This is a genomic window from Plantibacter auratus (assembly GCF_050587365.1).
Lineage (GTDB): Bacteria > Actinomycetota > Actinomycetes > Actinomycetales > Microbacteriaceae > Plantibacter > Plantibacter auratus.
The window spans coordinates 326,315-345,448 of record NZ_JBOBFV010000005.1; the positions used below are offsets into that span (position 1 = coordinate 326,315).

Genomic DNA, 19,134 nt, shown 5'->3' on the forward strand with positions numbered 1-19,134 from the left:
GACGGTAGCGTGACTCGCACCGGCCGTGCGGCGTCCTCGCACGTGAGCGAGGGGTGAGCCAGATGAACGCGACCGCCGAATCCGTGGTCCTGCGCCTTCGTGCGGCGGGGTGCGTCTTCGCCGAGGACGAGGCGGCGCTGCTCCTCGCCGAGTCGGATGATCCGGATCGACTCGAACGGATGGTCGCGGCACGGGTCGCCGGCCGGCCGCTCGAACACGTCCTCGGCTGGGTCGCGTTCCGAGGACGCCGGGTCGTCGTCGAGAACGGGGTCTTCGTGCCGCGGCGACGGACCGAGCTCCTGGTCGACGCCGCCCTCCCGCGCCTCCGGAACGGTTCGGTGGTCGTCGAGCTCTGCTGCGGTGCCGCGGCTGTCGGGAGTGCCCTCCTCACCGAGGCACCCGGCCCCATCGACGTCTGGGCGTCGGACATCGACCTCGCCGCGGTGGAGTGCGCACGGCGCAATCTCGAGCCACTCGGTGGGCATGCCCTGCCCGGAGACCTGTTCGACGGGCTGCCCCGGTCGCTCGCGGGTCGCGTCGACCTCCTGCTCGCGAACGCCCCCTACGTCCCGACGGCGTCGATGGCGACGATGCCACCGGAGGCTCGGGAGCACGAGGCCGTGATCGCGCTCGACGGCGGTGCCGACGGGCTCGACGTGCAGCGTCGGATCATCGCGCAGGCCCCGGACTGGCTCGCGCCGACCGGTTCCCTCCTGATCGAGACGAGCGAACGTCAGGCCCCCGAGACCGCCGCGCTCATGCGGGCGGCGGGCCTCACGGCGTCGATCGTCCGCGACGACGAGCTCGACGGCACCGTCGCCGTCGGCGTCATGCCCTGAATCCTCCGGGCGCCAGGCTCAGTCGAGCTGGAAGTCGACCGCGGAGCGCTCGACGACGAGCTGACGGACGATCTGCACCACGCGGACGTGCTCCGGGTGGACCTGGTAGCGCTCCAGGGCTTCGAGGCTCGGGTAGTCGCCGACCAGCACGACGTCCCAGTTGCTCTCGGGGTAGGCGATGTTGCGTCCGACCTGGAGGTACTCGATGTCGTCCGGCATGAACCCGGCGAGTGCCTCGAGTTCGGACTGCATGGTGGCGAACGCCGCGTCGCGCTCGGCGTCGTCCGTTGCTGCCAGCTTCCAACTGACGATGTGGCGGATGGTCACTGGGCCCCCAAGGCTCGATGTGGATGGATGGACGTGCGGATCAGTCGGCGAGCAACGCGGACCGCAGGCGTTCGGGGTCGATGCGCCAGTAGTTGTGGACCCTGCCGTCGATGAGGACGACGGGGATCTCCTCCCAGTGGCGGTCGTGGAGCGCGGGATCGTCGAGGATCGAGAGCTCCTCGCGTTCGATCGTCGGGCCGTCGGACGGGAGGCCTGCGACCACCTCGTCGATCACGGCGCGGGCGTCGTCGCAGAGGTGACAGCCGGGCTTGCCGATGAGCGTGACGTGCAGAGTGGACACCTCCTCAACTGTACGGGGTGCCCGAGGTCGGAGCACATCCAAGGAACCGACACGTGTGGTGTTTCACCGAGACATCTGGCACGATGCCGGAATGATGATGCCGTTGAACCCAGGGCTGAGAACCATGCGTGTTGAGTTCACCAGGCTCAGACACTCTGGCATGCGCCGGTCGAGGTCCGTTGTCATTGTGTGATGCCTACACATTCGGAAGCCGCGACGATCCTCGGCGAGCGGCTGCGTGCCGCCCGCAACGAGCGACAGCTGACCCTCGAGGACCTGGGCGTGCTGGCCGGGATGCACTGGACGAACATCGGCAAGATCGAGCGAGGGCAGGTGCACCCGAGCGTGGAGACGCTCGTCAGGCTGAGTACCGCGCTCGACCTCGACCCGGCCCCGTTCATCACGGGCCTCAACGCCGACATGTACCCGGGGCGGGCGCACAAGCTGACGGCACGCGATCTGCTGGCCGCTCGCCGCGACCAGGAACGCTGACCCGCCCGCCGGAGACCACTCCCCTCCACCCGCCGGCGCCCATCAGAAGGTGACCCGCCAGAGGTACTGGTGACCACCGGGACGGAACCAGGACACCTGCACACTGGTCGCGCGGGCCAGCTCGGTGCCCAACACCTCGAACTCCAGGGCGCTCCCCGGCGTCAGGCGACACGGTTCCAGTGGAGCGAGGAATCCGGGTCCGATCAGGCTCAGCACGACCCAGTGGACGGCTTCGTCACCGACGTTCCGGAGCCGATAGCGAGGTGCGTCGTCTCGTTCGACGACGAACGGCACCCGGTACGCGAGCTCGCGTCGGTTGCGGTGGACAGTTGGCGGGAGATCGCGGGTCATGCGAAGAACCTACGAAGGACCGCCGACGATCTCGGGGCGACGGACCGCGTGCCGCGACGCGCTGTGGATCAGTCCCGTCCGGCCTCGCCTGTGGAGGAACCTCGACGCCGCTCGACCCGCGGAGACCACACGCTCTGACCGACCAACGAGACGATCACCTCGACAACGCCAGAAAGCGCCGTACCCCAATGGGCAGGCGCTTCCGGTGGACGAAGAGTCGTCAGGCGCTCCGAACGGAGCAGCCGGCTACTTCTTGTTGCGGCGCTGGTGACGGGTCTTGCGAAGCAGCTTGCGGTGCTTCTTCTTCGCCATACGCTTGCGGCGCTTCTTGATAACAGAACCCACGGATTTACCTCACAGAATTGGGGGGCTTGGCCGCAGGGATCGCGACCGAAGAGAACAAGTCTTGTTGCCAGTCTAGCCGATTGCAGCGCGCGTCGTTCACACGCCGTACGCCTGCAGGCTGCTAGGAGCGGGAAACGCCTCAGCCGACGTCGGCGACCGGGCGCTGCCGAACGGCGTCGACGGCGGTCTCCGGCACTCGGAACGACTTCCCGAACCGGATGGCCGGGAGCTCCCCCGAATGCACCAGGCGATACACGGTCATCTTGGACACCCGCATCATCTCGGCGACTTCGGCCACGGTGAGGAAGCGGACGTCGGCAGTGTCCTGCGTCATCGAACCCCTCCTGCGCCTCTGGAAACCCGCTTGAACGGCGCCCCGAGGACCGGAACGCCGCATGGCAACTCTAGAGGGCCCACGCCCGCCCTGTACATCCCCTGTGTGAACGGTATGGGGGCCGGGCTACGGGCGGAGCTTCTTCGTGACCGACTGCACCGCGTGGGTCACGTCCGCAGCGACCTTGCCGACCGATCCGGCGACCGCCTTGGCCTGGTCCGGGAGTGACAGCGCCGCGAAATCGACACCGTCGTCCTGGTAGTCGACGCTGAGGAACGGGATCAGCCAGTCCTCCACGTCCTCGAGCGGCGCCGAGTCCAGGCTGTAGTAGCGGTGCTGGCCCTCCTCGCGCACCTCCACGAGCTCTGCTTCGCGCAGGACCTTGAGGTGCTTGGACACCGTCGGCTGACTGAGGCCGAGCTGCGCGACGATCTCGGAGACGCTCGTCCCGGTGCCACCGTGCCGTTCGAGCAGCAGCGCGAGGATGTCCCGCCTGGTGGTGTCAGCGATCACGTCGAAAATGTCGGCCATGCTCCAACGATAGTGATGGAGCGCACGGAGTACCATTGCCTCCGGCGCAGTCCTGAGGTGTTGAGGGGTCAGATGAGCGGCAATGCCATGGGGCGTCGTCCCTCGATCACCGTTCGTCACGGACTCGCGAGGGTCAGGGAGGCCGTCAGCGACTTCGCCGCGAAGTCGACCTCGCGGTTCGCCATCCTCGTGTTCAGCTTCCTGATCTTCGTCTTCACGATGCTGTTCTCGCTCCCCATCGCGAGCGCCGACCGCCAGGTGACCCCGATCGCTGACGCCCTCTTCACCGCCGTCTCCGTCATCTGCGTCACCGGGCTCTCGACCGTCGACATGGCCACGCACTGGTCGCTCTTCGGTCACGTGCTCGTGTTCATCGGCGTCCAGATCGGCGCGCTCGGCGTCCTGACCCTGGCCTCGATCCTCGGGTTCGTGATCGCCCGACGACTCGGGCTCCGCCAGAAGCTCATGGCGGCGAGCGACACGAACCCCCTGCGGTCGCACCACGGCCCCGTCGCCGAGGGTCAGGCGGTCCGCCTCGGGGAGATCGGCAACCTGCTCGTCACCGTCGCCGTCAGCGCCCTCGTGATCGAGGCGGCCCTGGCGGTCCTGCTCTTCCCTCGCATGCTGCTCGACGGCATCAACCCCTGGGACGCCGCCTGGAACAGCGTCTACTACGCGGCCATGGCCTTCACCAACACCGGCTTCACGCCGAACGCCGAGGGGCTCGCGGCCTTCGAGAACGACTACTGGTTCCTCAGCATCCTCATGCTCGGGGTCTTCCTCGGCAGCATCGGCTTCCCGGTCATCTACGCACTGAGCCGCAACTTCCGTCGGCCGAGCCGCTGGTCGCTGCACGTCAAGCTCACGCTCGTCACGACGATCATCCTGTTCTTCGCCGGGGCGCTCGCCTTCATCCTGCTCGAGTTCAACAACCCCGAGACCTGGAACAAGTGGAACCTCTGGGACACGATCTTCCAGGGGTTCTTCCTGTCGGCCATGACGCGGTCGGGCGGCTTCTCCACCGTGGACATCGGCGACCTCAACGGTTCGACCTTGCTCGTCGCCGACATGCTCATGTTCATCGGCGGTGGTTCCGCCTCGACCGCCGGCGGGATCAAGGTCACGACGCTCGCCGTCTTGTTCCTGGCGGCGTTCGCCGAGGCCCGCGGACGCGAGGGCGTGGAGGTCTTCCGCCGCCGGATCCCGCAGGACGTGCTCCGCGTCGCGGTGAGCGTCGTCCTCTGGGGTGCGACGATCGTCGCCCTGTCGACGATCGTCATCCTGCAGATGACGAAGGCTCCGCTCGACCACGTGCTGTTCGACGTCATCTCCGCCTTCGCGACGGTCGGGCTGAGCACCGGCCTCGTCGCGGACCTGCCCGACGCCGGGGTGTACGTCCTCGCCGTCACCATGTTCCTGGGCCGCGTTGGTACAGTGACACTCGCTGCAGCCGTGGCCGCGAGTCAGAGCGGCCAGCTGTTCAAACGACCCGAAGAGAGGCCCATCGTTGGTTGACCGCATCAAGCACGACGCCCCGGTCCTCGTCATCGGACTCGGTCGGTTCGGTGCGGCCTGCGCCGGCGAACTCGACCGACTCGACCGCGAGGTGCTCGCGATCGACGACAACTCCGACCTCGTGCAGAAGTGGTCCGACCGGGTCACGCACACCGTGCAGGCCGACGCGAAGAACATCGAGGCGCTCCGGCAGATCGGCGCGCAGGACTTCTCGGTCGCGGTCGTCGCGGTCGGATCCTCCATCGAGGCGAGCGTGCTCATCACCGCCAACCTCGTCGACCTCAAGATCCCGCAGATCTGGGCCAAGGCCGTCTCGCAGTCGCACGGCAAGATCCTCGCCCGGGTGGGGGCGAGCCATGTCATCTACCCCGAGCGCGAGGCCGGCGAACGCGTCGCCCACCTCGTGTCGGGCCGCATGCTCGACTTCATCCAGTTCGACGACGACTTCGCGCTCGTCAAGATGTACCCGCCGAAGCCCATCCGCGGGCTGAACCTGACGGAGTCGGGCGTCCGGACGAAGTACCGGATCACGGTCGTCGGGGTGAAGTCACCGGGGAAGCCCTTCACGTACGCGACCGCCGACACCGTCGTGTCGAACCACGACCTCATCATCGTCTCCGGCACGTCGGCCGACATCGAACGCTTCGCCTCACTCGAGGGCTGAAGCCTCCTCAGGTGAGGCTACGCGCGTAGCAGCGCGACTGCGGCTCGTCGACGTACGGCCCGAACGCCTCGATCGGGTGGTACCCCTCGCGCTCGTAGAAGCGCATCGCATCCGGCTGCTCCGTGCCGGTCTCGAGGAGGAGCTCTGCGAGACCGAGCGACCGCGCTTCGTCCTCCAGTGCCCGCAGGAGCGCGGTGGCGACGCCGGTCCCCCGGGCCTGCTGTACGACGAACATGCGTTTGATCTCAGCCCGGTCCGCGCCGAGCATCCGCAGGCCGCCGCAGCCGAGCGGGGTGTCGTCGACGTCGCTGGCGAGCAGGAAGAGCGTGATGTCGGCTGCGGTCGGCGGTGTCCCGGGTTCGTGATCGTCGCTTCCGTACCGCGCATCGAGTTCGCGGCGTTGGGCGGCCCGCAGCGCGGTTCCCGCCTCGTCGTCCCAGGCCACCCGGCTGATCCTGATCGTCATGCGTGTCCTCCAGTCATTCCGTAACAAGCATTACGGTAACATCGGTTCCGAGGTGATCACGACATGGCAAGAACCAAGGACCCAGCGGCCCAGGCGCGGATCTCGCACGCGGTCTGGGAGGTCCTGGGCGAGCACGGCCCGCACGGGTTGACCCTCCGCGCGGTCGCGGAGCGGGCCGGTTGCACGACGGGCCTCGTCCTGCATCGCTTCCCCGACAAGCGCGCGCTCCTGCTGCACGCTCGCGACCTGCTCCACGAACGGACGGCGGCGCGGACCGAGGCGCTCGAAGCCGCAGCCGAGACCCCGCGTGACGCTCTGCGCGCCGTCCTCCGGCAGGCCCTGTCCCTCACCGACGAGACGCGCCAGGAGGCCCGGGTCTGGCTCGGCTACCTCGCGGCGGCGCTCGACGACGAGGTGCTGGCCGAACGGCACCGTGCGGGTCATGGCGTGTTCGTCGCGCGCACCCGCCGCCTCGTGGCCGAGATCCGCCCCGAGCTCACCCAGGCCGAGGTCGCCGCGACGGCCACCGTCGTCGTCGGATTCATCGAGGGCGTCAGCACCCTGAGCACGGCCGACGACGACTACTACGACGCCGCGGCCCAGCTCGCCGCGCTGGACCGACTGCTGCTCGTCCTCGGGCTCGACGAGACGAGCGACGCGTGATCGTCGTGGAACGGTGGGCGGATGCTCCGGCTCATCGTCGCGAGCGATTCGCCGAGCTCCTCGAGGAGTACCACCGCCGGACCGAGCATGAGAAACTCCTCGGCCGAGCGCCGGGTTTGGACGAGCTCACTCCGACGATCGCTCTCCCCGACCGCTACCGGGTCGAGATCGCCGACCCGGGTACCGCCTTCGCCTCCGAGGAGATCCTCCTGGCCGTCGAGGACGACCAGGTGCTCGGCTGCGTCGTCCTGACGGACGGCCCGTCGCCGGAGCTCAAGCGACTCTGGGTCGCCCCCGACGCTCGTCGCCGGGGCGTGGCCGCAACCCTGCTCGAGGCCGCGACGACCGTCTCGCGACTGCGGGGTGACGACACCGTGCGTCTCTCCGTGTGGCATTGGCGATCCGCCGCGATCGCGCTCTACCGGCGGTCCGGCTTTGTGGCGGTCGCTTCCTGGGACGACAGACCCGGCCTCGACTGCTTCGTGCGTTCCTTCGACTGATCCAGCCGCCGTCGGGTCAGGACGCCGACAGCTCCTCGGCGCGTGCGATGGCGGCTGCCGCGGCGCGGTCGAACGTCTCGCTGAAGCCCGCCTCGGCGAGCACGGCGAGCGCCTGCTCCGTCGTCCCCTTCGGGCTCGTGACGTTGATCCGCAGCTGCTCGGCGCTCTCCCCCGTCGTCGCGAGGAGTTCCGTCGCGCCGCGGAAGGTTCCGTTGACCATCACGGCCGCCTGCTCGGGGGTGAACCCGAGGCCGATCGCCGTGCGGGTCAGTTCCTCGATGAGGTAGTAGACGTACGCCGGACCGGAACCGGAGATGGCGCTGAGGGCGTCGATCTTCGATTCGGGGATGACGACCACTTCGCCGACGGTCTCGAAGAGCGCGGTGACGACGGCGAGGTCGTCCTCGCTCGACCGGGTACCCGGCGCGAGCCCGGTGACGCCGAGCCCGACGTAGGACGGGGTGTTCGGCATGGAGCGGAGGACCGACACCGACTCCGGCAGGGCGGCCTCGAAGGCCGCACCGCGGATGCCGGCCGCAAGGCTCACGACGATCGTGCCCGGCTGCAACGCGTCGGCGATCTCGGCGAGGAGGTCGGCGACCAGGTAGGGCTTCACGCCGATCAGGACGATCTTCGCCGCGGCCGCCGCGCGACGATTGCCGTCGGCGTCCTGCTCGAGGGCGATCGAGGTGACGCCTGGCAGCTCGGCGAGAGCCTCCGCCTTGGCGATGGTCCGGTTCGTCACCGTGATGCCACCGTCGACCTCGACACGCGGCTGGACGAGACCGCGAAGGACGGCCCCTCCCATCGAACCGGCTCCGAGGATGGCGATGCTGGGCAGGCTGATCGTTTCACTCACCCTGCGAGTCTAGGCACCTGCATGCTCGGCGGCACCTGCCCGGCCGGGTCAGTCGGCGAGACAGGCGCCCGACGGGACCGCGGACTGCAGCGACCCGGCGAGCGCGACGACGGGCAGGACCTCGTCCATCGCGAGCGCGTACCCGACCGGCGCGGAGTTCGCGTCGCGGGCGAAGATCACGCCGGCCACCTCACCGGACTCGGTGAGGAGCGGGCCACCCGAGTTGCCCGGCTGCACCGTCCCGGACAGCGTCACGACCTGACGGCTCGTCGGGTTGTTCCCGCCGATGTCGGCGACGAGGCTCGGCCCCACCACGATGACCTGCGCGCCACCGGCCGTGTACGGGCCACCGAACGGATACCCGGCGACGACGGCGTTCGAACCGGGCGCCGGATTCGGTGCGAGCGGCAGCGATCGGGCGCCGAGGTCGTCGACGCGGATGACGGCGAGGTCGTCGACCGGATCGAAGTAGACGATCCGTCCTTCCCTGGGCATGGCTCCCGGGACCTCGACGACCGGGTTCGTCACGCCGGCGAGAACGTGCGCGTTCGTCATGACCAGGTCGTCCGCGAAGACGAATCCGCTTCCGGTGAGGCTCCGAGAGCAGGACTCGGCCGTGCCGCTGATGCGGACCACGGACGCGGAGGCCGTCTGCAGGGCCGGCGTCGAGGTGTCGAGCTGCGGGGCGGCGGGGACGTCCGCGGTTCCGCCGAACGCCTCGATGACGCGCTGGGCCCCGCCGTCGACCACCGTGGAGCGGAGCTGCGCGAGCGTGCTCTTCACCTGCACGGGCGTGACGCGGTCGATCGTGCCGATCACCGCGGACGACCCGACCGCCTGGGCGAGCAGCGGGATGCCGAGGGAGCCGACACCGAGTGCCGCGGTCACGAGGACGAGCGCGGTGACGACGAGGTTGAGGGCGGCACCGAGCAGGCGTTCCAGACCGCGCAGGGGGGTCTTGCGGACGACGGAGCCGATGGCCCCGCCGATGAACGCACCGATCGTGTAGCCGACGGCGAGGACGACCACCGCCGCCGCGACCGCCGCCCAGCCACGCCAGGCCGCATCCGGCACCCACGAGGCGACGAGCGGGATCGCGAAGAAGGCGCCGACCCCGCCGGCCGCCAGCCCGACGAGCCCGCCGAGGCTCCCGAGGAGCCCCGCACGCCACCCGCGGATCAGGAAGCCGATCAGGACGACGACGAGGATGATGTCGAGGATCACGCCGGGTTGCATCCTGCGATCCTGCCATCACCCGCCGACAACGGGCTCCGGAAGTGCTGGGAGCAGCCGCATCCGGTCATCGAGTCTGTCGAGGCGCGGCGACCTCCGGGGCCGTGTGCGCCCTCAGGGGGCTCCGACGCCGCCCGCGCCCCGGAAGAAGTCGGTGAGGAGCGCCGAGCAGCGCTCGGCCTCTACCCCCGCATAGACCTCGACACGGTGCTGCAGGCGCCGGTCGCGCAGGACGTCGTAGACGGAACCGACCGCACCGGCCTTCTCGTCCCAGGCCCCGAAGACGACCCGCGGGATCCGGGCGGCGAGGATCGCGCCGGCGCACATGACGCAGGGTTCGAGCGTGACGACGAGCGTCAGCTCCGTGAGGTGCCAGTCGGCCAGCGCGGCCGCTGCGGCGCGGATGGCGACCACCTCGGCGTGGGCGGTCGGATCGGCGTGCAGCTCGCGCTCGTTGCGTCCGACGGAGACCACCGTGCCGTCCGGGGCGACGAGCACCGCGCCCACCGGGACGTCGTCACTGGCCAGTGCCGCCTCGGCCTCGGCGATGGCTATCTCCATCCACACGGCGAACTCGGCCGGTGCGTGCATCCGTCATCTCCCCGAAATCCTGGTCGCCGCGCGAGCGACTAGATTGATCGTATGCGAGTGCACGTAGCCGACCACCCCCTCATCACCCACAAGCTCACGGTGCTCCGCGACAAGACGACACCGTCGCCGGTGTTCCGTGCCCTCACCGAGGAGCTCGTCACGCTGCTCGCCTACGAGGCGACGCGCGGCGTCACGGTCGAGGAGATCACGATCCAGACGCCCGTCACCGAGACGGTCGGCGTCAAGATCAGCGAGCCGCGTCCGCTCGTGGTCCCGATCCTGCGGGCCGGCCTCGGCATGCTCGAGGGCATGGTGAAGCTGCTCCCCACCGCCGAGGTCGGCTTCCTCGGCATGGTGCGCAACGAGGAGACCCTCGAACCCACCACGTACGCGGAGCGTCTCCCCGACGACCTGTCCGACCGTCAGTGCTTCGTGCTCGACCCGATGCTCGCGACCGGTGGCTCGCTCGCAGCTGCCATCGACTTCCTGTTCAAGCGTGGGGCGATGCACGTCACCGCCATCTGCCTGCTCGCCGCCCCCGAGGGTCTCGAGCGCCTCGAGGCCGAGACGGCCGGCAAGGACGTCACCATCGTCCTGGGCGCCCTCGACGAGAAGCTCGACGAGAACGGCTACATCGTCCCCGGGCTCGGCGACGCCGGCGACCGCCTCTACGGCGTCGTCTGACCCCTGCTCCCGCCGACATGAGGCGGATCGTCGTCCATCCCCGCGATGGACGACGATCCGCCTCATCTCAGTTGTGCCGCCAGCTGACAATCCCCGAGTAACAGAACGTCATCTTCCGCTCGCACTTGACAGGATCCGGGAGATTCCTGTTGTATTGCGGACTATGACGACCAACGCGCCCACCCCGACCTCCTTCGAGGCCCCTGGGAACGCCGGCATGATGATGCCCGGCCGCGCTGTCATGTGCTGTCGAATGTGTCGCTGATCCGACTCCTCCAGCACCGGTAGCGATCCACACGGATCCGCTCCACTGCTCCCAGCACCTCCGAGTCCGCCGCTCCCCCACCAGGTGAGCCGACTCCCGGACGTACCCCGTCCGTACCCGGCCGACGCGCCACTTCCCGGATCGCGGGACCGCAACTGCCCACCGGCAGGCGGGATCACCCCGAGCGCACCGCGCACGATCCGTCGTAGCATCATCACTCCCGAGGACCTCGCACTCATGTCTCTTGCAGCCGTTCAGACCACCCGCCCCACCCGCCAGCTCACCGCCGTCGAGGACGCACCTCGGGCCGCGACCCCGCACGTCCGCGCCGTTCCGGCCGGCCCTGAAGCCCGAGGCTTCGTCCTCTACGTCGGTCTCGACGAGGCGAAGGCGGCGGCCGCCGGCACGAGCCTCGGTGAGATCGTCGAGGCCATCAAGGCCCTGACTGCCCAGTTCGCTCCGGAGGCTGAGACGCACGCGGCCGTCGCCCTCGCCCCCCGCGGTGCCGGCGGACGCGACCTCGACGTCGTCCGGCTCGCCCTCCAGGACCCCTCGGCACTCGCGGCCCACCGCGACGAGGTCGACGAGGAGGAGCAGGACCGCGCGCACGCCGGTGTCGTCGTCGACATCTCCCGGAAGCGCCTCGTCCTCGACAACGAGGCTGCGCCGCTCACGTACAAGGAGTTCGAGCTCCTCCAGTACCTCGTCCTCCGCGAAGGACGCACGATCGAGCGCGCCGAGCTCATCTCATCGCTGTGGCGCGCCGGCGACGACGAAGAGGTCCCGAACGAGCGGACCATCGACGTCCACGTGCGTCGCCTGCGCGCCAAGCTCGGCCGCTACGAGGACATCGTCCGCACCGTGCGCGGTGTCGGCTACCGCTTCGACCGCCACGCGGACGTCTCCATCCGCTACGCCAGCACCCCGTCGCCCGACCTGTTCTAAGCCGGTTCGGTGGCCCCACCGACGAAACGACGGGCCCGGTGAGTGGGTGTTCCACTCGCCGGGCCCGTCGGACGTCCTGCGTCAGATGACGCGCGGTTTCTTCGGCTTCTCGCCCGGTGCCGGGACCGGGCGCATCGCGAGCTTCCACACGCCGAAGACGGCGATCGCGCCGGCGACGACGAAGAGCACGAGCGCGAACCAGGGCGCACTGGCCGCCTCACCGAGCACGACGATTCCGATGCCGACGGCGACGAGTGGGTCGACGACGGTGAGGCCCGCGACCACCAGGTCTGGCTGTCCGCTCTGGTGGGCCTTCTGGACGAAGAACCCGCCCACCCCGGCGGCGACGAGCAATGCGATGATGCCGACGACCGTGAGACCCTCGAAGTTCTGCGTGATGACCCGGTTGATGACGACCTTCGCGAGGGTCACGACGAAGCCGTACAGGACGCCTGCCGCGACCACGTAGAACACCGTGTGCAGCTTCCGGCGCCACAGGGCATAGGCACCCGCGAGGGCGAGGGTCACCACGGTCAGCATGATGAGGATGATGATGAGCTGCGGCTGACGGATCGGCTCTTCGACCGCATAGAGTGCGGCGACGATCACGAAGAGGCCGATACCGGCGACGCACAGCACCATCGCGCGGGTCTGCTCCTTGGTGATCTTGACCCGGGTGACCCTGGCGTTCAACAGTGCCGTGATCACGAGGGCGATCGCCCCGAGCGGCTGCACGACGATGAGCGGCGCGAAGGCCAGCGCGACGAGCTGGAAGACGATGGCCAGGCCGAGCAGCAGGGTGCCGATGAGCCAGGACGGGCGACCGAGCAGCTGCGGGAGCTGCTTCAGCCCGAACGCCGACGAGGCCGCCTCGACCTTCCCGACGCCTCGGGACTGGAGCTGGGTCCCCACCGCCAGGAAGAAGGCGCCGACGAGGGCGATCGGGATGCCGATCGCCTGGTACGGCGTCACGCTGATCGTCGGGATGTCGAGATCGACCGCGGCCCGAGCGGACTGCGCGACGACACCGGCCGTACCTGACAGCAGCAGGGCGCCGGCCGCGAGGACCGGGAACGACGTCGCCGCCATCACTTCGCCGCCGCGCTCGTGCCGACGGCCGCCGTCTCGGCGTCACCGAGTTTGTTCTCCGGTACAACCTTGGAGTCCTGGCTCGGGAAGACGACCTTCTGCACGATGATGATGATCGACGCGGCGACCGGGATCGCGACGAGGGCGCCGAGGATGCCGCCGAGGGCACCGCCACCGAAGGCCGCGATGACGACGAGGGCGCCGGGGACGGCGACCGCCTTGTTCATGATGCGCGGGCTCAGGACGTACGCCTCGATCTGCATGTAGATCAGGTAGTAGATGATCGCGATGAGCGCGGTGACCGGGGAGACGAAGAGGCAGAGCGCGCTGTTCACGATCGAGGCGCTCAGCGTTCCGACGAGCGGGATCATCGAGCCGATGAACGCCAGCAGGGCGAGCAGCGGCGGGAAGGGCGCTCCGATGATGCTGAGGAAGATGAAGCTCAGCACACCGTTGACGAGAGCGAGCCCGACTTGTCCGACGACGTAGCGTCCGACGGCCTGCGTGATCTCCTCGAGCACCTGCGCGAAGCCCTCGCGGCGGTAGGCGGGGAGGAAGCGGTACGTGACGGCCTTCATCGAGCGCAGCGACGCGAGGAAGTACAGGGTCAAGATGAGGACGATGATCGAGCCGGTGATGCCCGATGCGACGCCCGCACCGACCGCGACGATGCCGCCACCGATGTTCAGGAGGTTGTTGGGGTCCTTGAGGAAGGAGAACGCGTCGTTGAGCGCCGAGTCGATGTCGAGGGTGTTCCCGATCGTGTTCTGGACCCACGCGACGAAGTCGCTGTTGAGGAACTGCTGCGAGATCCGGGGGTAGTCGCTCACGAAGTTCGAGATCTGCGTCACGAGCAGGGGCACGATGGCGAAGATGATGCCGACGAACGCGCCGATCACGGCGAGGAAGACGACGGCGATGGCGAGGCCACGCGGCAGCTTCTGCTCGAGCCAGGAGACGAGCGGGTCCAGGCCGAGCGCGATGAACAGTGCGACGCCGACGTAGATGAGCGTGGTGCTCAGCTGCGTGACGATGCTGCCGATCACGAGCGCGACGAGCACGCCGATACCACCGACGAGGCCGATGCGGAACGCGTTGATGCGCACGCTCGGAGCCGAGGGCTGGAGGGCCGCGACCACGGCGGCCGACGGCGGTGAGGAGGCTGCGGCCTTCGCCGCGCGCTCCTGCTTGGCCTCCTGGTGCTTGGCGCGCCTGGCCTCGCGCTCCTCCGGGGTGGAGGAGAACCCGGGCAACCGGAGTTTGGGGGTCTTCATCGTGCGGTCTCCTCGGTGGTGATGCGATCGTGGTGCTGGGGGCGTTCACATGGATCGCCGCTCTGTGCCTACAGTAGTGAGACGGAGCCCGGCTCGCAGATGTCACGGTCGGGTGTGACGAAACCGCCGGAAGTTGTCTCGGCCGGTACAGAGAGGTGGCAGGCGGTGGGTGTCGATCCAGTGCGCAGGTCGGGCGGCCTCCTCGAGCAGGCGACCGACCGGACCCTCGTGGAGCGGTGCGTCGACGGCGACACCCGCGCGTTCCAGGTGCTCATCACGCGCTACGGCCGGATGATGAAGGCGTATGCCGTGCGACTCACGCGCTCCTCGGCGGACGGCGACGACGTCGTCCAGGAGGCGCTCATCTCGGCCTGGAAGCGGATCGACACGCTCGAGGACGGCGCGATGGTGAAGAGCTGGTTGATGCGCATCGTCAGCCGCCGGGCGATCGACCTGATGCGGCAGCGCAAGGACACCGAGTCGACGGACGACGCCATCATCGAGGCCCCGGAGCGCGACGGACCCGAACGGCGAGCCGAAGCGTCGTCGCAGCTGGGAGCACTGTCAGCAGCACTCGACAGACTGCCGCACGGACAGCACCAGGCTTGGGTGCTCCGCGAGATCGGCGGATACTCGTACGAGGAGATCGCCGAACAGCTGGGGCAGAGCGTCGCCAGCGTCCGAGGGAGTCTCGCACGGGCTCGAGCGACACTGGTCAAGGACATGGAGGGGTGGCGATGAACACCGAAATTCCGGGCTCCGGACCGGGCGAACCGGGCGGTTGCGCGCACGGCATCGACGCCCTCACGGACTACCTCGAACGCGACATGCTGCCGGCTGACCCGTCGATCGACGACTCGCCCGAATGCCAGCGGATCCTCCGGTCCCTGCGACGGGTCCGCTCGCTCGCCACGCCATTGCGGGAGGCGGACGAAGCGGCGGTCACCGCACTCGACCAGGACTGGATCCGCGGGATCATGGAGAACATCGGCCGTGAGGCGAAGGCCGGACGCGACATCCCGTTCGCCGCGTCCGACGACGACGCGGCGCTCGTCATCACGGAGGGCACGGTCCGCGGGTTGGTCCGCGGTGCCGGCGACCGCACGCCCGGCGTGCTCGTGGGTCGCTGCGTGCTCGAGGGCGACGTCACCGTGGTCGGCGAACCGATCATGCTCCACGTCACCGTGAGCATCGGTTGGGGCAAGTCGGTCGCCGACACGGTTGCGTTGTTCCGCGAGGAGGTCGCCGCCAGCCTCCGGCAACACACGGACCTCGTCGTGGCAGGACTCGACATCGTCGTCGACGACCTGCACTTCGAGGCCGACGAGATCGGAGAGGTGGGGGACGATGCATGACCTGACGGAGACGGACGACGACCTCGGAGCGCTCGCGAGCTCGCTGGACGACGTGATCCTGGCGATACCGGGCGTCGACGGGTTGACCGCCGTCGAGCCCACACTGCTCCGGGCCGCGAAGGAGGGTGTCGGCGCACTGCTCGGCTCGCCCGACCAGCAGGCACGGGTGAGCGTCAAGCGCGTCCGAGGCGTCCTGACCGTCCACGCCAACATCTCCGTGGCAGCTGAGGCGGCCTCCCCTGCCGTCGCGCAGGCGGTCCACCGCTCCATCGCGGAGCGGCTCCCCTCGTCCACCGGCGAGGGTGCACCGTCCATCACCGTCCGCGTGATCGACGTCGTCCCGAGCGGCTCCCAGGACTGACACGACGGCAGGAGTTCCGCGCCGCGACAGGAGCGCGGATCGGCTTCCGTCCGGCTTTCAGGCGGTCGTCATGCGCTCGCGCTCCGCTCCGGTAGCGCACTCGGACAACTCCCAGCAAAAATAACGTTCTGATAACTACCGCTCGTTACCGATCCGTTATATGGTTTTGGAACGTTAGTTGTTTTGCTGTGGCAGCTGACGGAATGTGATTGCAGGACACTCTTGGTGCAAGGGAAAGAGAGCCGGTCGTAGCCTCTGCGACCGGCTCTCGTCATGTCCGGAGACGATACGGAGCGCAACCACCCCACCTCGACGCACCGCTCGACGGCCGTCCAGGATAGATTCAGGTGGTGGATCGTCGGACGGCAGCGGGAGCAGGTATGGACGAGAGGCGACTCGCGATCGCTGCGTGGGAGTCACTGTTCCGCGCGCAGGTCGACGTGATGCGCCACATCTCGCACGACTTCCCGAGCCACGGCATCTCCCTCAACGAGTACGACGTCCTGCACACGATGTCGCGGGAGCCCGATCGTCGCATCCGTCTGCGCGACCTCAACTCGAGCGTGCTGCTCTCGCAGCCGAGCATCAGTCGCCTGGTCGATCGACTCGTCGCGCGCGGACTGGTCGGCAAGTGCCCCGACCCGGACGACGGCCGCGGCACCCTCGTCCGCATGACCGACGCGGGCTACGACGTCTACCGCGCGGTCGCCATCGCCCACGGTGCGACGATCGCCGAACGCGTGACCACCTCGCTCAACCCACAGGAGATGGCGACCCTCGCAGCGCTCAGCGACAAGCTCCGCGGAGCGTGAGCCGCGCCGACTGATCCGGCGCGCACGGCCCCCACTGTCGTGTCCGATTTCCGCTCGTCGGACCCGGTGGCGCATGTCAGACTCGGATCATGGACGACACCCGGAGCATGGACTTCGCCGAACGCTACCGCGCGATCCAAGCCCGCGACCAGCGCTTCGACGGGCAGTTCATCACGGCCGTGAGCTCCACGGGGATCTACTGCCGGCCGTCCTGCCCGGCTCGAACCCCGAAGCCGGAGAACGTCACCTTCTACGCGACGAGCGCCGCGGCGCACGAGGCCGGTTTCCGCGCATGCAAGCGGTGCCTTCCTGAAGCGGTCCCGGGCACGCCCGCCTGGAACCTCGGCAACGACGTCGCCGCGCGCAGCATGCGCCTCATCGCCGACGGCGTCGTCGAACGGGAGGGCGTCCCCGGACTCGCCTCGCGCCTCGGGTACTCGAGCCGGCATCTGACGCGGATCCTCAGCGCCGAGCTGGGCGCGGGTCCACTCGCCCTGGCGCGGGCCCACCGCGCGCAGGGTGCTCGACAGCTGCTGACCGGCACCGACCTCCCCTTCGGTGACATCGCCTTCGCCGCCGGGTTCTCGAGCATCCGGCAGTTCAACGACACGATGCGGGAGGTGTTCGAGCTCACCCCCGGTGAGCTGCGCGCGAAACACCGGACGGTCGGCGAACACGCCTCCGGCTCGATCACCCTGTCCCTGCCGTTCCGCCGCCCGTTCGACGCAGCGGGCGTCTTCGCCTGGCTCGCACCACGGGCGGTGGACGGCGTCGAGCTCGCGGGGCCCGACCACTACGCCCGGCTCCTCGCCCTCCCCGGCGGCACGGCGTGGTTCGAGGTGCGACAGCTCGGCGACGACCTCCGACTCACTGCAGAGGTGACGGACCTCGCCGACCTGCCGGTGCTCGTCTCGCGGGTCCGTCGACTCTTCGACCTCGACGCCGACCCGACGTCGGCCGACGCCGTCCTCGCGACGGACCCGCGTCTCGCCGCCTCGGTCGCGGCCACACCCGGCATCCGACTCCCCGGGGCGGTCGATCCGGAGGAGATGCTGGTCCGGGCGATGGTCGGCCAGCAGATCACCGTGGCCGCGGCGCGCACCCAGCTCCGCCGTCTCGCGGACGAGGTGAGCACGACGGTCCCCGAACGACACGGACTGCACCGGCTCTTCCCGACGGCGACGCAGATCGCGAACGGCGGGGAGGCCGCACTCGTCGGGCCCCGAGCGCGGATCGACAGCCTGCTCGGCGTCGCGCGGGCACTCGTGTCCGGTGAACTCACGATCGGCTTCGGCGACGACCGCGACGAGCTCCGGACGCGCCTGCTCGCCATGAAGGGGATCGGCCCCTGGACGGCCGACTACGTCAGCATGCGGGTGCTCGGCAACCCCGACGCCTTCCTGCCCGGCGACGTCGCCGTCCGCACGGGTGCCGGCCGGCTCGGCTTGCCGTCCGACGCCCGCTCCCTCACCGCGGAAGCGGACGCCTTCGCACCGTGGCGCTCCTACCTCTGCCTCCACCTGTGGAAGGCGGCCTCCGCACCGGCACCGACCGCCGCACCCTCAGCCCTCGAGAAAGGTCCAGCAGCATGACCACCATCATCTCCAGCACGAGCGCCCGCCGCGGTGACGGCCGGGCGTCCGGCGCGCAGCTCACCGCGACCAGCCAGACCGTCGACACTCCGGACGGCCCCTTCACAATCCTCGCACGGGAGGACGGAGCGGTGCTCTCCTCAGGCTGGTCCGACGACATCGGCGTCATGCTCGAACGGATCCGGCCAGCCGACCGCCCCGGCGAGACCGTGGCGGGGACGATCGCGGCGATGGACGCCGTCCGGGCGTACTACGACGGCGACCTGGCGGCGATCGACCTCGTACCGGTCGCCCAGTTCGGTGGCCCGTTCCGCACGCACGCCTGGACGGTGCTGCGGACGATCGCCGCAGGACACCCGGTGACGTACACGGAGTTCGCCGCGGCGAGCGGTCGGCCGTCGGCGGTCCGCGCTGCGGCGAGCGCCTGCGCGACGAACGCGCCCGCCCTGTTCGTCCCGTGCCACCGCGTCCTCCGGACCGACGGGTCGCTCGGTGGGTTCGCGTGGGGACTCGACGTCAAGCGGTCGTTGCTCGACCGCGAGGCCGCGCTGAGCTGAGCGCACCCGGGAACAGGGAACACGGTCCCTGAGCACCCATCCACGGTCCCCGAGCAACCATCCACGGTCCCTGAGCAACCATCCACGGTCCCTGAGCCTGTCGAAGGGCGGGGCTTCCCCGTGGGCACTTCGACAAGCTCAGTGACCGAGGATGGCACAGTGACCGGGAGGTGGCACAGTGACCGGAAG

Annotated in this window: 26 protein-coding genes; 14 read left to right on the forward strand and 12 right to left on the reverse strand. The window is 69.3% G+C overall.

The genetic code is table 11. The annotated features are described in order from the left end of the window. Nucleotides 1–62 precede the first annotated feature (62 nt). Complete coding sequence (locus ACQ3HE_RS18485) at nt 63–839, forward strand: putative protein N(5)-glutamine methyltransferase (protein WP_430893780.1); 777 nt, start codon at nt 63–65, stop codon at nt 837–839. Between the two features lie 18 nt (nt 840–857). Here the strand turns inward: ACQ3HE_RS18485 and ACQ3HE_RS18490 are convergent, their stop codons facing one another. Together ACQ3HE_RS18490 and ACQ3HE_RS18495 are read right to left on the reverse strand one after the other, a co-directional pair. Beyond that, nucleotides 858–1,166: a Dabb family protein gene (locus tag ACQ3HE_RS18490; RefSeq protein ID WP_430893782.1), complete on the reverse strand. Its 309-nt coding sequence runs from the start codon at nt 1,164–1,166 to the stop codon at nt 858–860. Between the two features lie 40 nt (nt 1,167–1,206). Further along, entirely contained in the window at nt 1,207–1,467 is a 261-nt protein-coding gene (locus ACQ3HE_RS18495) for a glutaredoxin family protein (protein WP_430893784.1), read from the reverse strand. Between the two features lie 192 nt (nt 1,468–1,659). On the opposite strand from ACQ3HE_RS18495, the gene ACQ3HE_RS18500 reads away from it, so the two are divergent. Next, a complete protein-coding gene (locus ACQ3HE_RS18500; protein ID WP_064294610.1) occupies nt 1,660–1,959 on the forward strand; it encodes a helix-turn-helix domain-containing protein in 300 nt (99 codons plus the stop codon). 42 nt (nt 1,960–2,001) lie between these two features. Here ACQ3HE_RS18500 and ACQ3HE_RS18505 read toward each other — a convergent pair whose 3' ends face one another. The 4 genes from ACQ3HE_RS18505 to ACQ3HE_RS18520 all read right to left on the reverse strand — a co-directional run bounded on the left by ACQ3HE_RS18505 (nt 2,002) and on the right by ACQ3HE_RS18520 (nt 3,520). Further along, nucleotides 2,002–2,310, reverse strand: coding sequence for a hypothetical protein (locus ACQ3HE_RS18505; RefSeq protein ID WP_430893786.1), 309 nt, complete (start codon nt 2,308–2,310; stop codon nt 2,002–2,004). Nucleotides 2,311–2,556: 246 nt separating this feature from the next. Next, the gene (locus ACQ3HE_RS18510) at nt 2,557–2,655 is read right to left on the reverse strand and encodes a 30S ribosomal protein bS22 (RefSeq protein ID WP_003792170.1); all 99 of its coding nucleotides are present in this window, start codon (nt 2,653–2,655) and stop codon (nt 2,557–2,559) included. A gap of 139 nt (nt 2,656–2,794) precedes the next feature. Continuing rightward, nucleotides 2,795–2,989: a helix-turn-helix domain-containing protein gene (locus ACQ3HE_RS18515; RefSeq protein ID WP_079706638.1), complete on the reverse strand. Its 195-nt coding sequence runs from the start codon at nt 2,987–2,989 to the stop codon at nt 2,795–2,797. Between the two features lie 126 nt (nt 2,990–3,115). Then, nucleotides 3,116–3,520 carry an ArsR/SmtB family transcription factor gene (locus tag ACQ3HE_RS18520; RefSeq protein ID WP_064294613.1) on the reverse strand — a complete coding sequence of 135 codons (405 nt, stop codon included), beginning with the start codon at nt 3,518–3,520 and terminating at the stop codon, nt 3,116–3,118. A gap of 72 nt (nt 3,521–3,592) precedes the next feature. On the opposite strand from ACQ3HE_RS18520, the gene ACQ3HE_RS18525 reads away from it, so the two are divergent. Next, the gene (locus ACQ3HE_RS18525) at nt 3,593–5,035 is read left to right on the forward strand and encodes a TrkH family potassium uptake protein (RefSeq protein ID WP_079706637.1); all 1,443 of its coding nucleotides are present in this window, start codon (nt 3,593–3,595) and stop codon (nt 5,033–5,035) included. Beyond that, on the forward strand, nt 5,028–5,699 hold the full coding sequence (locus ACQ3HE_RS18530; RefSeq protein WP_056013885.1) for a potassium channel family protein: 672 nt from the start codon (nt 5,028–5,030) through the stop codon (nt 5,697–5,699). The genes ACQ3HE_RS18525 and ACQ3HE_RS18530 overlap by 8 nt, the downstream gene beginning before the upstream one ends. A 7-nt stretch (nt 5,700–5,706) precedes the next feature. Here ACQ3HE_RS18530 and ACQ3HE_RS18535 read toward each other — a convergent pair whose 3' ends face one another. Continuing rightward, the gene (locus ACQ3HE_RS18535) at nt 5,707–6,165 is read right to left on the reverse strand and encodes a GNAT family N-acetyltransferase (RefSeq protein ID WP_430893788.1); all 459 of its coding nucleotides are present in this window, start codon (nt 6,163–6,165) and stop codon (nt 5,707–5,709) included. Between the two features lie 63 nt (nt 6,166–6,228). On the opposite strand from ACQ3HE_RS18535, the gene ACQ3HE_RS18540 reads away from it, so the two are divergent. After that, nucleotides 6,229–6,828 (forward strand): TetR/AcrR family transcriptional regulator, encoded by a 600-nt coding sequence (locus tag ACQ3HE_RS18540; RefSeq protein ID WP_430893790.1) that lies wholly within the window; start codon nt 6,229–6,231, stop codon nt 6,826–6,828. Next, on the forward strand, nt 6,825–7,328 hold the full coding sequence (locus ACQ3HE_RS18545; RefSeq protein WP_430893792.1) for a GNAT family N-acetyltransferase: 504 nt from the start codon (nt 6,825–6,827) through the stop codon (nt 7,326–7,328). The genes ACQ3HE_RS18540 and ACQ3HE_RS18545 overlap by 4 nt, the downstream gene beginning before the upstream one ends. Before the next feature lie 16 nt (nt 7,329–7,344). On the opposite strand, the gene proC is transcribed toward ACQ3HE_RS18545, so the two are convergent. From proC to tadA, 3 genes are all read right to left on the reverse strand, one after another. Beyond that, nucleotides 7,345–8,187, reverse strand: coding sequence for a pyrroline-5-carboxylate reductase (gene proC, locus ACQ3HE_RS18550; RefSeq protein WP_430893794.1), 843 nt, complete (start codon nt 8,185–8,187; stop codon nt 7,345–7,347). 48 nt (nt 8,188–8,235) lie between these two features. Further along, on the reverse strand, nt 8,236–9,423 hold the full coding sequence (locus ACQ3HE_RS18555; protein WP_274500340.1) for a MarP family serine protease: 1,188 nt from the start codon (nt 9,421–9,423) through the stop codon (nt 8,236–8,238). A gap of 111 nt (nt 9,424–9,534) precedes the next feature. Continuing rightward, nucleotides 9,535–10,011 (reverse strand): tRNA adenosine(34) deaminase TadA, encoded by a 477-nt coding sequence (gene tadA, locus ACQ3HE_RS18560; RefSeq protein WP_430893796.1) that lies wholly within the window; start codon nt 10,009–10,011, stop codon nt 9,535–9,537. Nucleotides 10,012–10,062: 51 nt separating this feature from the next. On the opposite strand from tadA, the gene upp reads away from it, so the two are divergent. Beyond that, nucleotides 10,063–10,695 (forward strand): uracil phosphoribosyltransferase, encoded by a 633-nt coding sequence (gene upp, locus ACQ3HE_RS18565; RefSeq protein WP_079706630.1) that lies wholly within the window; start codon nt 10,063–10,065, stop codon nt 10,693–10,695. Nucleotides 10,696–11,197: 502 nt separating this feature from the next. Continuing rightward, entirely contained in the window at nt 11,198–11,905 is a 708-nt protein-coding gene (locus ACQ3HE_RS18570) for a winged helix-turn-helix domain-containing protein (protein WP_079706629.1), read from the forward strand. An 81-nt stretch (nt 11,906–11,986) separates the two neighbouring features. Here ACQ3HE_RS18570 and ACQ3HE_RS18575 read toward each other — a convergent pair whose 3' ends face one another. Together ACQ3HE_RS18575 and ACQ3HE_RS18580 are read right to left on the reverse strand one after the other, a co-directional pair. Next, nucleotides 11,987–12,994 (reverse strand): DMT family transporter, encoded by a 1,008-nt coding sequence (locus ACQ3HE_RS18575; RefSeq protein WP_430893798.1) that lies wholly within the window; start codon nt 12,992–12,994, stop codon nt 11,987–11,989. Beyond that, nucleotides 12,994–14,268, reverse strand: a complete 1,275-nt coding sequence (locus ACQ3HE_RS18580) for an AI-2E family transporter (protein ID WP_079706627.1) — start codon at nt 14,266–14,268, stop codon at nt 12,994–12,996. The genes ACQ3HE_RS18575 and ACQ3HE_RS18580 overlap by 1 nt, the downstream gene beginning before the upstream one ends. A gap of 165 nt (nt 14,269–14,433) precedes the next feature. Here ACQ3HE_RS18580 and ACQ3HE_RS18585 point away from each other — a divergent pair, with 165 nt between their 5' ends. From ACQ3HE_RS18585 to ACQ3HE_RS18610, 6 genes are all read left to right on the forward strand, one after another. Then, complete coding sequence (locus ACQ3HE_RS18585; protein ID WP_229940005.1) at nt 14,434–15,009, forward strand: RNA polymerase sigma factor; 576 nt, start codon at nt 14,434–14,436, stop codon at nt 15,007–15,009. After that, the gene (locus ACQ3HE_RS18590) at nt 15,006–15,623 is read left to right on the forward strand and encodes an Asp23/Gls24 family envelope stress response protein (protein WP_159875761.1); all 618 of its coding nucleotides are present in this window, start codon (nt 15,006–15,008) and stop codon (nt 15,621–15,623) included. The genes ACQ3HE_RS18585 and ACQ3HE_RS18590 overlap by 4 nt, the downstream gene beginning before the upstream one ends. Beyond that, a complete protein-coding gene (locus tag ACQ3HE_RS18595) occupies nt 15,616–15,984 on the forward strand; it encodes a hypothetical protein (RefSeq protein ID WP_159875763.1) in 369 nt (122 codons plus the stop codon). The genes ACQ3HE_RS18590 and ACQ3HE_RS18595 overlap by 8 nt, the downstream gene beginning before the upstream one ends. Before the next feature lie 380 nt (nt 15,985–16,364). Further along, the gene (locus ACQ3HE_RS18600; RefSeq protein WP_079706622.1) at nt 16,365–16,796 is read left to right on the forward strand and encodes a MarR family winged helix-turn-helix transcriptional regulator; all 432 of its coding nucleotides are present in this window, start codon (nt 16,365–16,367) and stop codon (nt 16,794–16,796) included. A gap of 89 nt (nt 16,797–16,885) precedes the next feature. Beyond that, a complete protein-coding gene (locus ACQ3HE_RS18605; protein ID WP_236555261.1) occupies nt 16,886–18,388 on the forward strand; it encodes a DNA-3-methyladenine glycosylase 2 in 1,503 nt (500 codons plus the stop codon). Beyond that, complete coding sequence (locus ACQ3HE_RS18610) at nt 18,385–18,945, forward strand: methylated-DNA--[protein]-cysteine S-methyltransferase (protein ID WP_430893800.1); 561 nt, start codon at nt 18,385–18,387, stop codon at nt 18,943–18,945. The genes ACQ3HE_RS18605 and ACQ3HE_RS18610 overlap by 4 nt, the downstream gene beginning before the upstream one ends. Nucleotides 18,946–19,134 lie beyond the last annotated feature (189 nt).

Coding starts and splice junctions, on each gene's coding strand:
- ACQ3HE_RS18485 (WP_430893780.1), top strand. CDS start 63: ATGAACGCGACCGCCGAATCCGTGGTCCTGCGCCTTCGTGCGGCGGGG.
- ACQ3HE_RS18500 (WP_064294610.1), top strand. CDS start 1,660: ATGCCTACACATTCGGAAGCCGCGACGATCCTCGGCGAGCGGCTGCGT.
- ACQ3HE_RS18505 (WP_430893786.1), bottom strand. CDS start 2,310: ATGACCCGCGATCTCCCGCCAACTGTCCACCGCAACCGACGCGAGCTC.
- ACQ3HE_RS18515 (WP_079706638.1), bottom strand. CDS start 2,989: ATGACGCAGGACACTGCCGACGTCCGCTTCCTCACCGTGGCCGAAGTC.
- ACQ3HE_RS18520 (WP_064294613.1), bottom strand. CDS start 3,520: ATGGCCGACATTTTCGACGTGATCGCTGACACCACCAGGCGGGACATC.
- ACQ3HE_RS18525 (WP_079706637.1), top strand. CDS start 3,593: ATGAGCGGCAATGCCATGGGGCGTCGTCCCTCGATCACCGTTCGTCAC.
- ACQ3HE_RS18535 (WP_430893788.1), bottom strand. CDS start 6,165: ATGACGATCAGGATCAGCCGGGTGGCCTGGGACGACGAGGCGGGAACC.
- ACQ3HE_RS18540 (WP_430893790.1), top strand. CDS start 6,229: ATGGCAAGAACCAAGGACCCAGCGGCCCAGGCGCGGATCTCGCACGCG.
- ACQ3HE_RS18555 (WP_274500340.1), bottom strand. CDS start 9,423: ATGCAACCCGGCGTGATCCTCGACATCATCCTCGTCGTCGTCCTGATC.
- tadA (WP_430893796.1), bottom strand. CDS start 10,011: ATGCACGCACCGGCCGAGTTCGCCGTGTGGATGGAGATAGCCATCGCC.
- upp (WP_079706630.1), top strand. CDS start 10,063: ATGCGAGTGCACGTAGCCGACCACCCCCTCATCACCCACAAGCTCACG.
- ACQ3HE_RS18570 (WP_079706629.1), top strand. CDS start 11,198: ATGTCTCTTGCAGCCGTTCAGACCACCCGCCCCACCCGCCAGCTCACC.
- ACQ3HE_RS18575 (WP_430893798.1), bottom strand. CDS start 12,994: ATGGCGGCGACGTCGTTCCCGGTCCTCGCGGCCGGCGCCCTGCTGCTG.
- ACQ3HE_RS18580 (WP_079706627.1), bottom strand. CDS start 14,268: ATGAAGACCCCCAAACTCCGGTTGCCCGGGTTCTCCTCCACCCCGGAG.
- ACQ3HE_RS18590 (WP_159875761.1), top strand. CDS start 15,006: ATGAACACCGAAATTCCGGGCTCCGGACCGGGCGAACCGGGCGGTTGC.
- ACQ3HE_RS18595 (WP_159875763.1), top strand. CDS start 15,616: ATGCATGACCTGACGGAGACGGACGACGACCTCGGAGCGCTCGCGAGC.
- ACQ3HE_RS18600 (WP_079706622.1), top strand. CDS start 16,365: ATGGACGAGAGGCGACTCGCGATCGCTGCGTGGGAGTCACTGTTCCGC.
- ACQ3HE_RS18605 (WP_236555261.1), top strand. CDS start 16,886: ATGGACGACACCCGGAGCATGGACTTCGCCGAACGCTACCGCGCGATC.
- ACQ3HE_RS18610 (WP_430893800.1), top strand. CDS start 18,385: ATGACCACCATCATCTCCAGCACGAGCGCCCGCCGCGGTGACGGCCGG.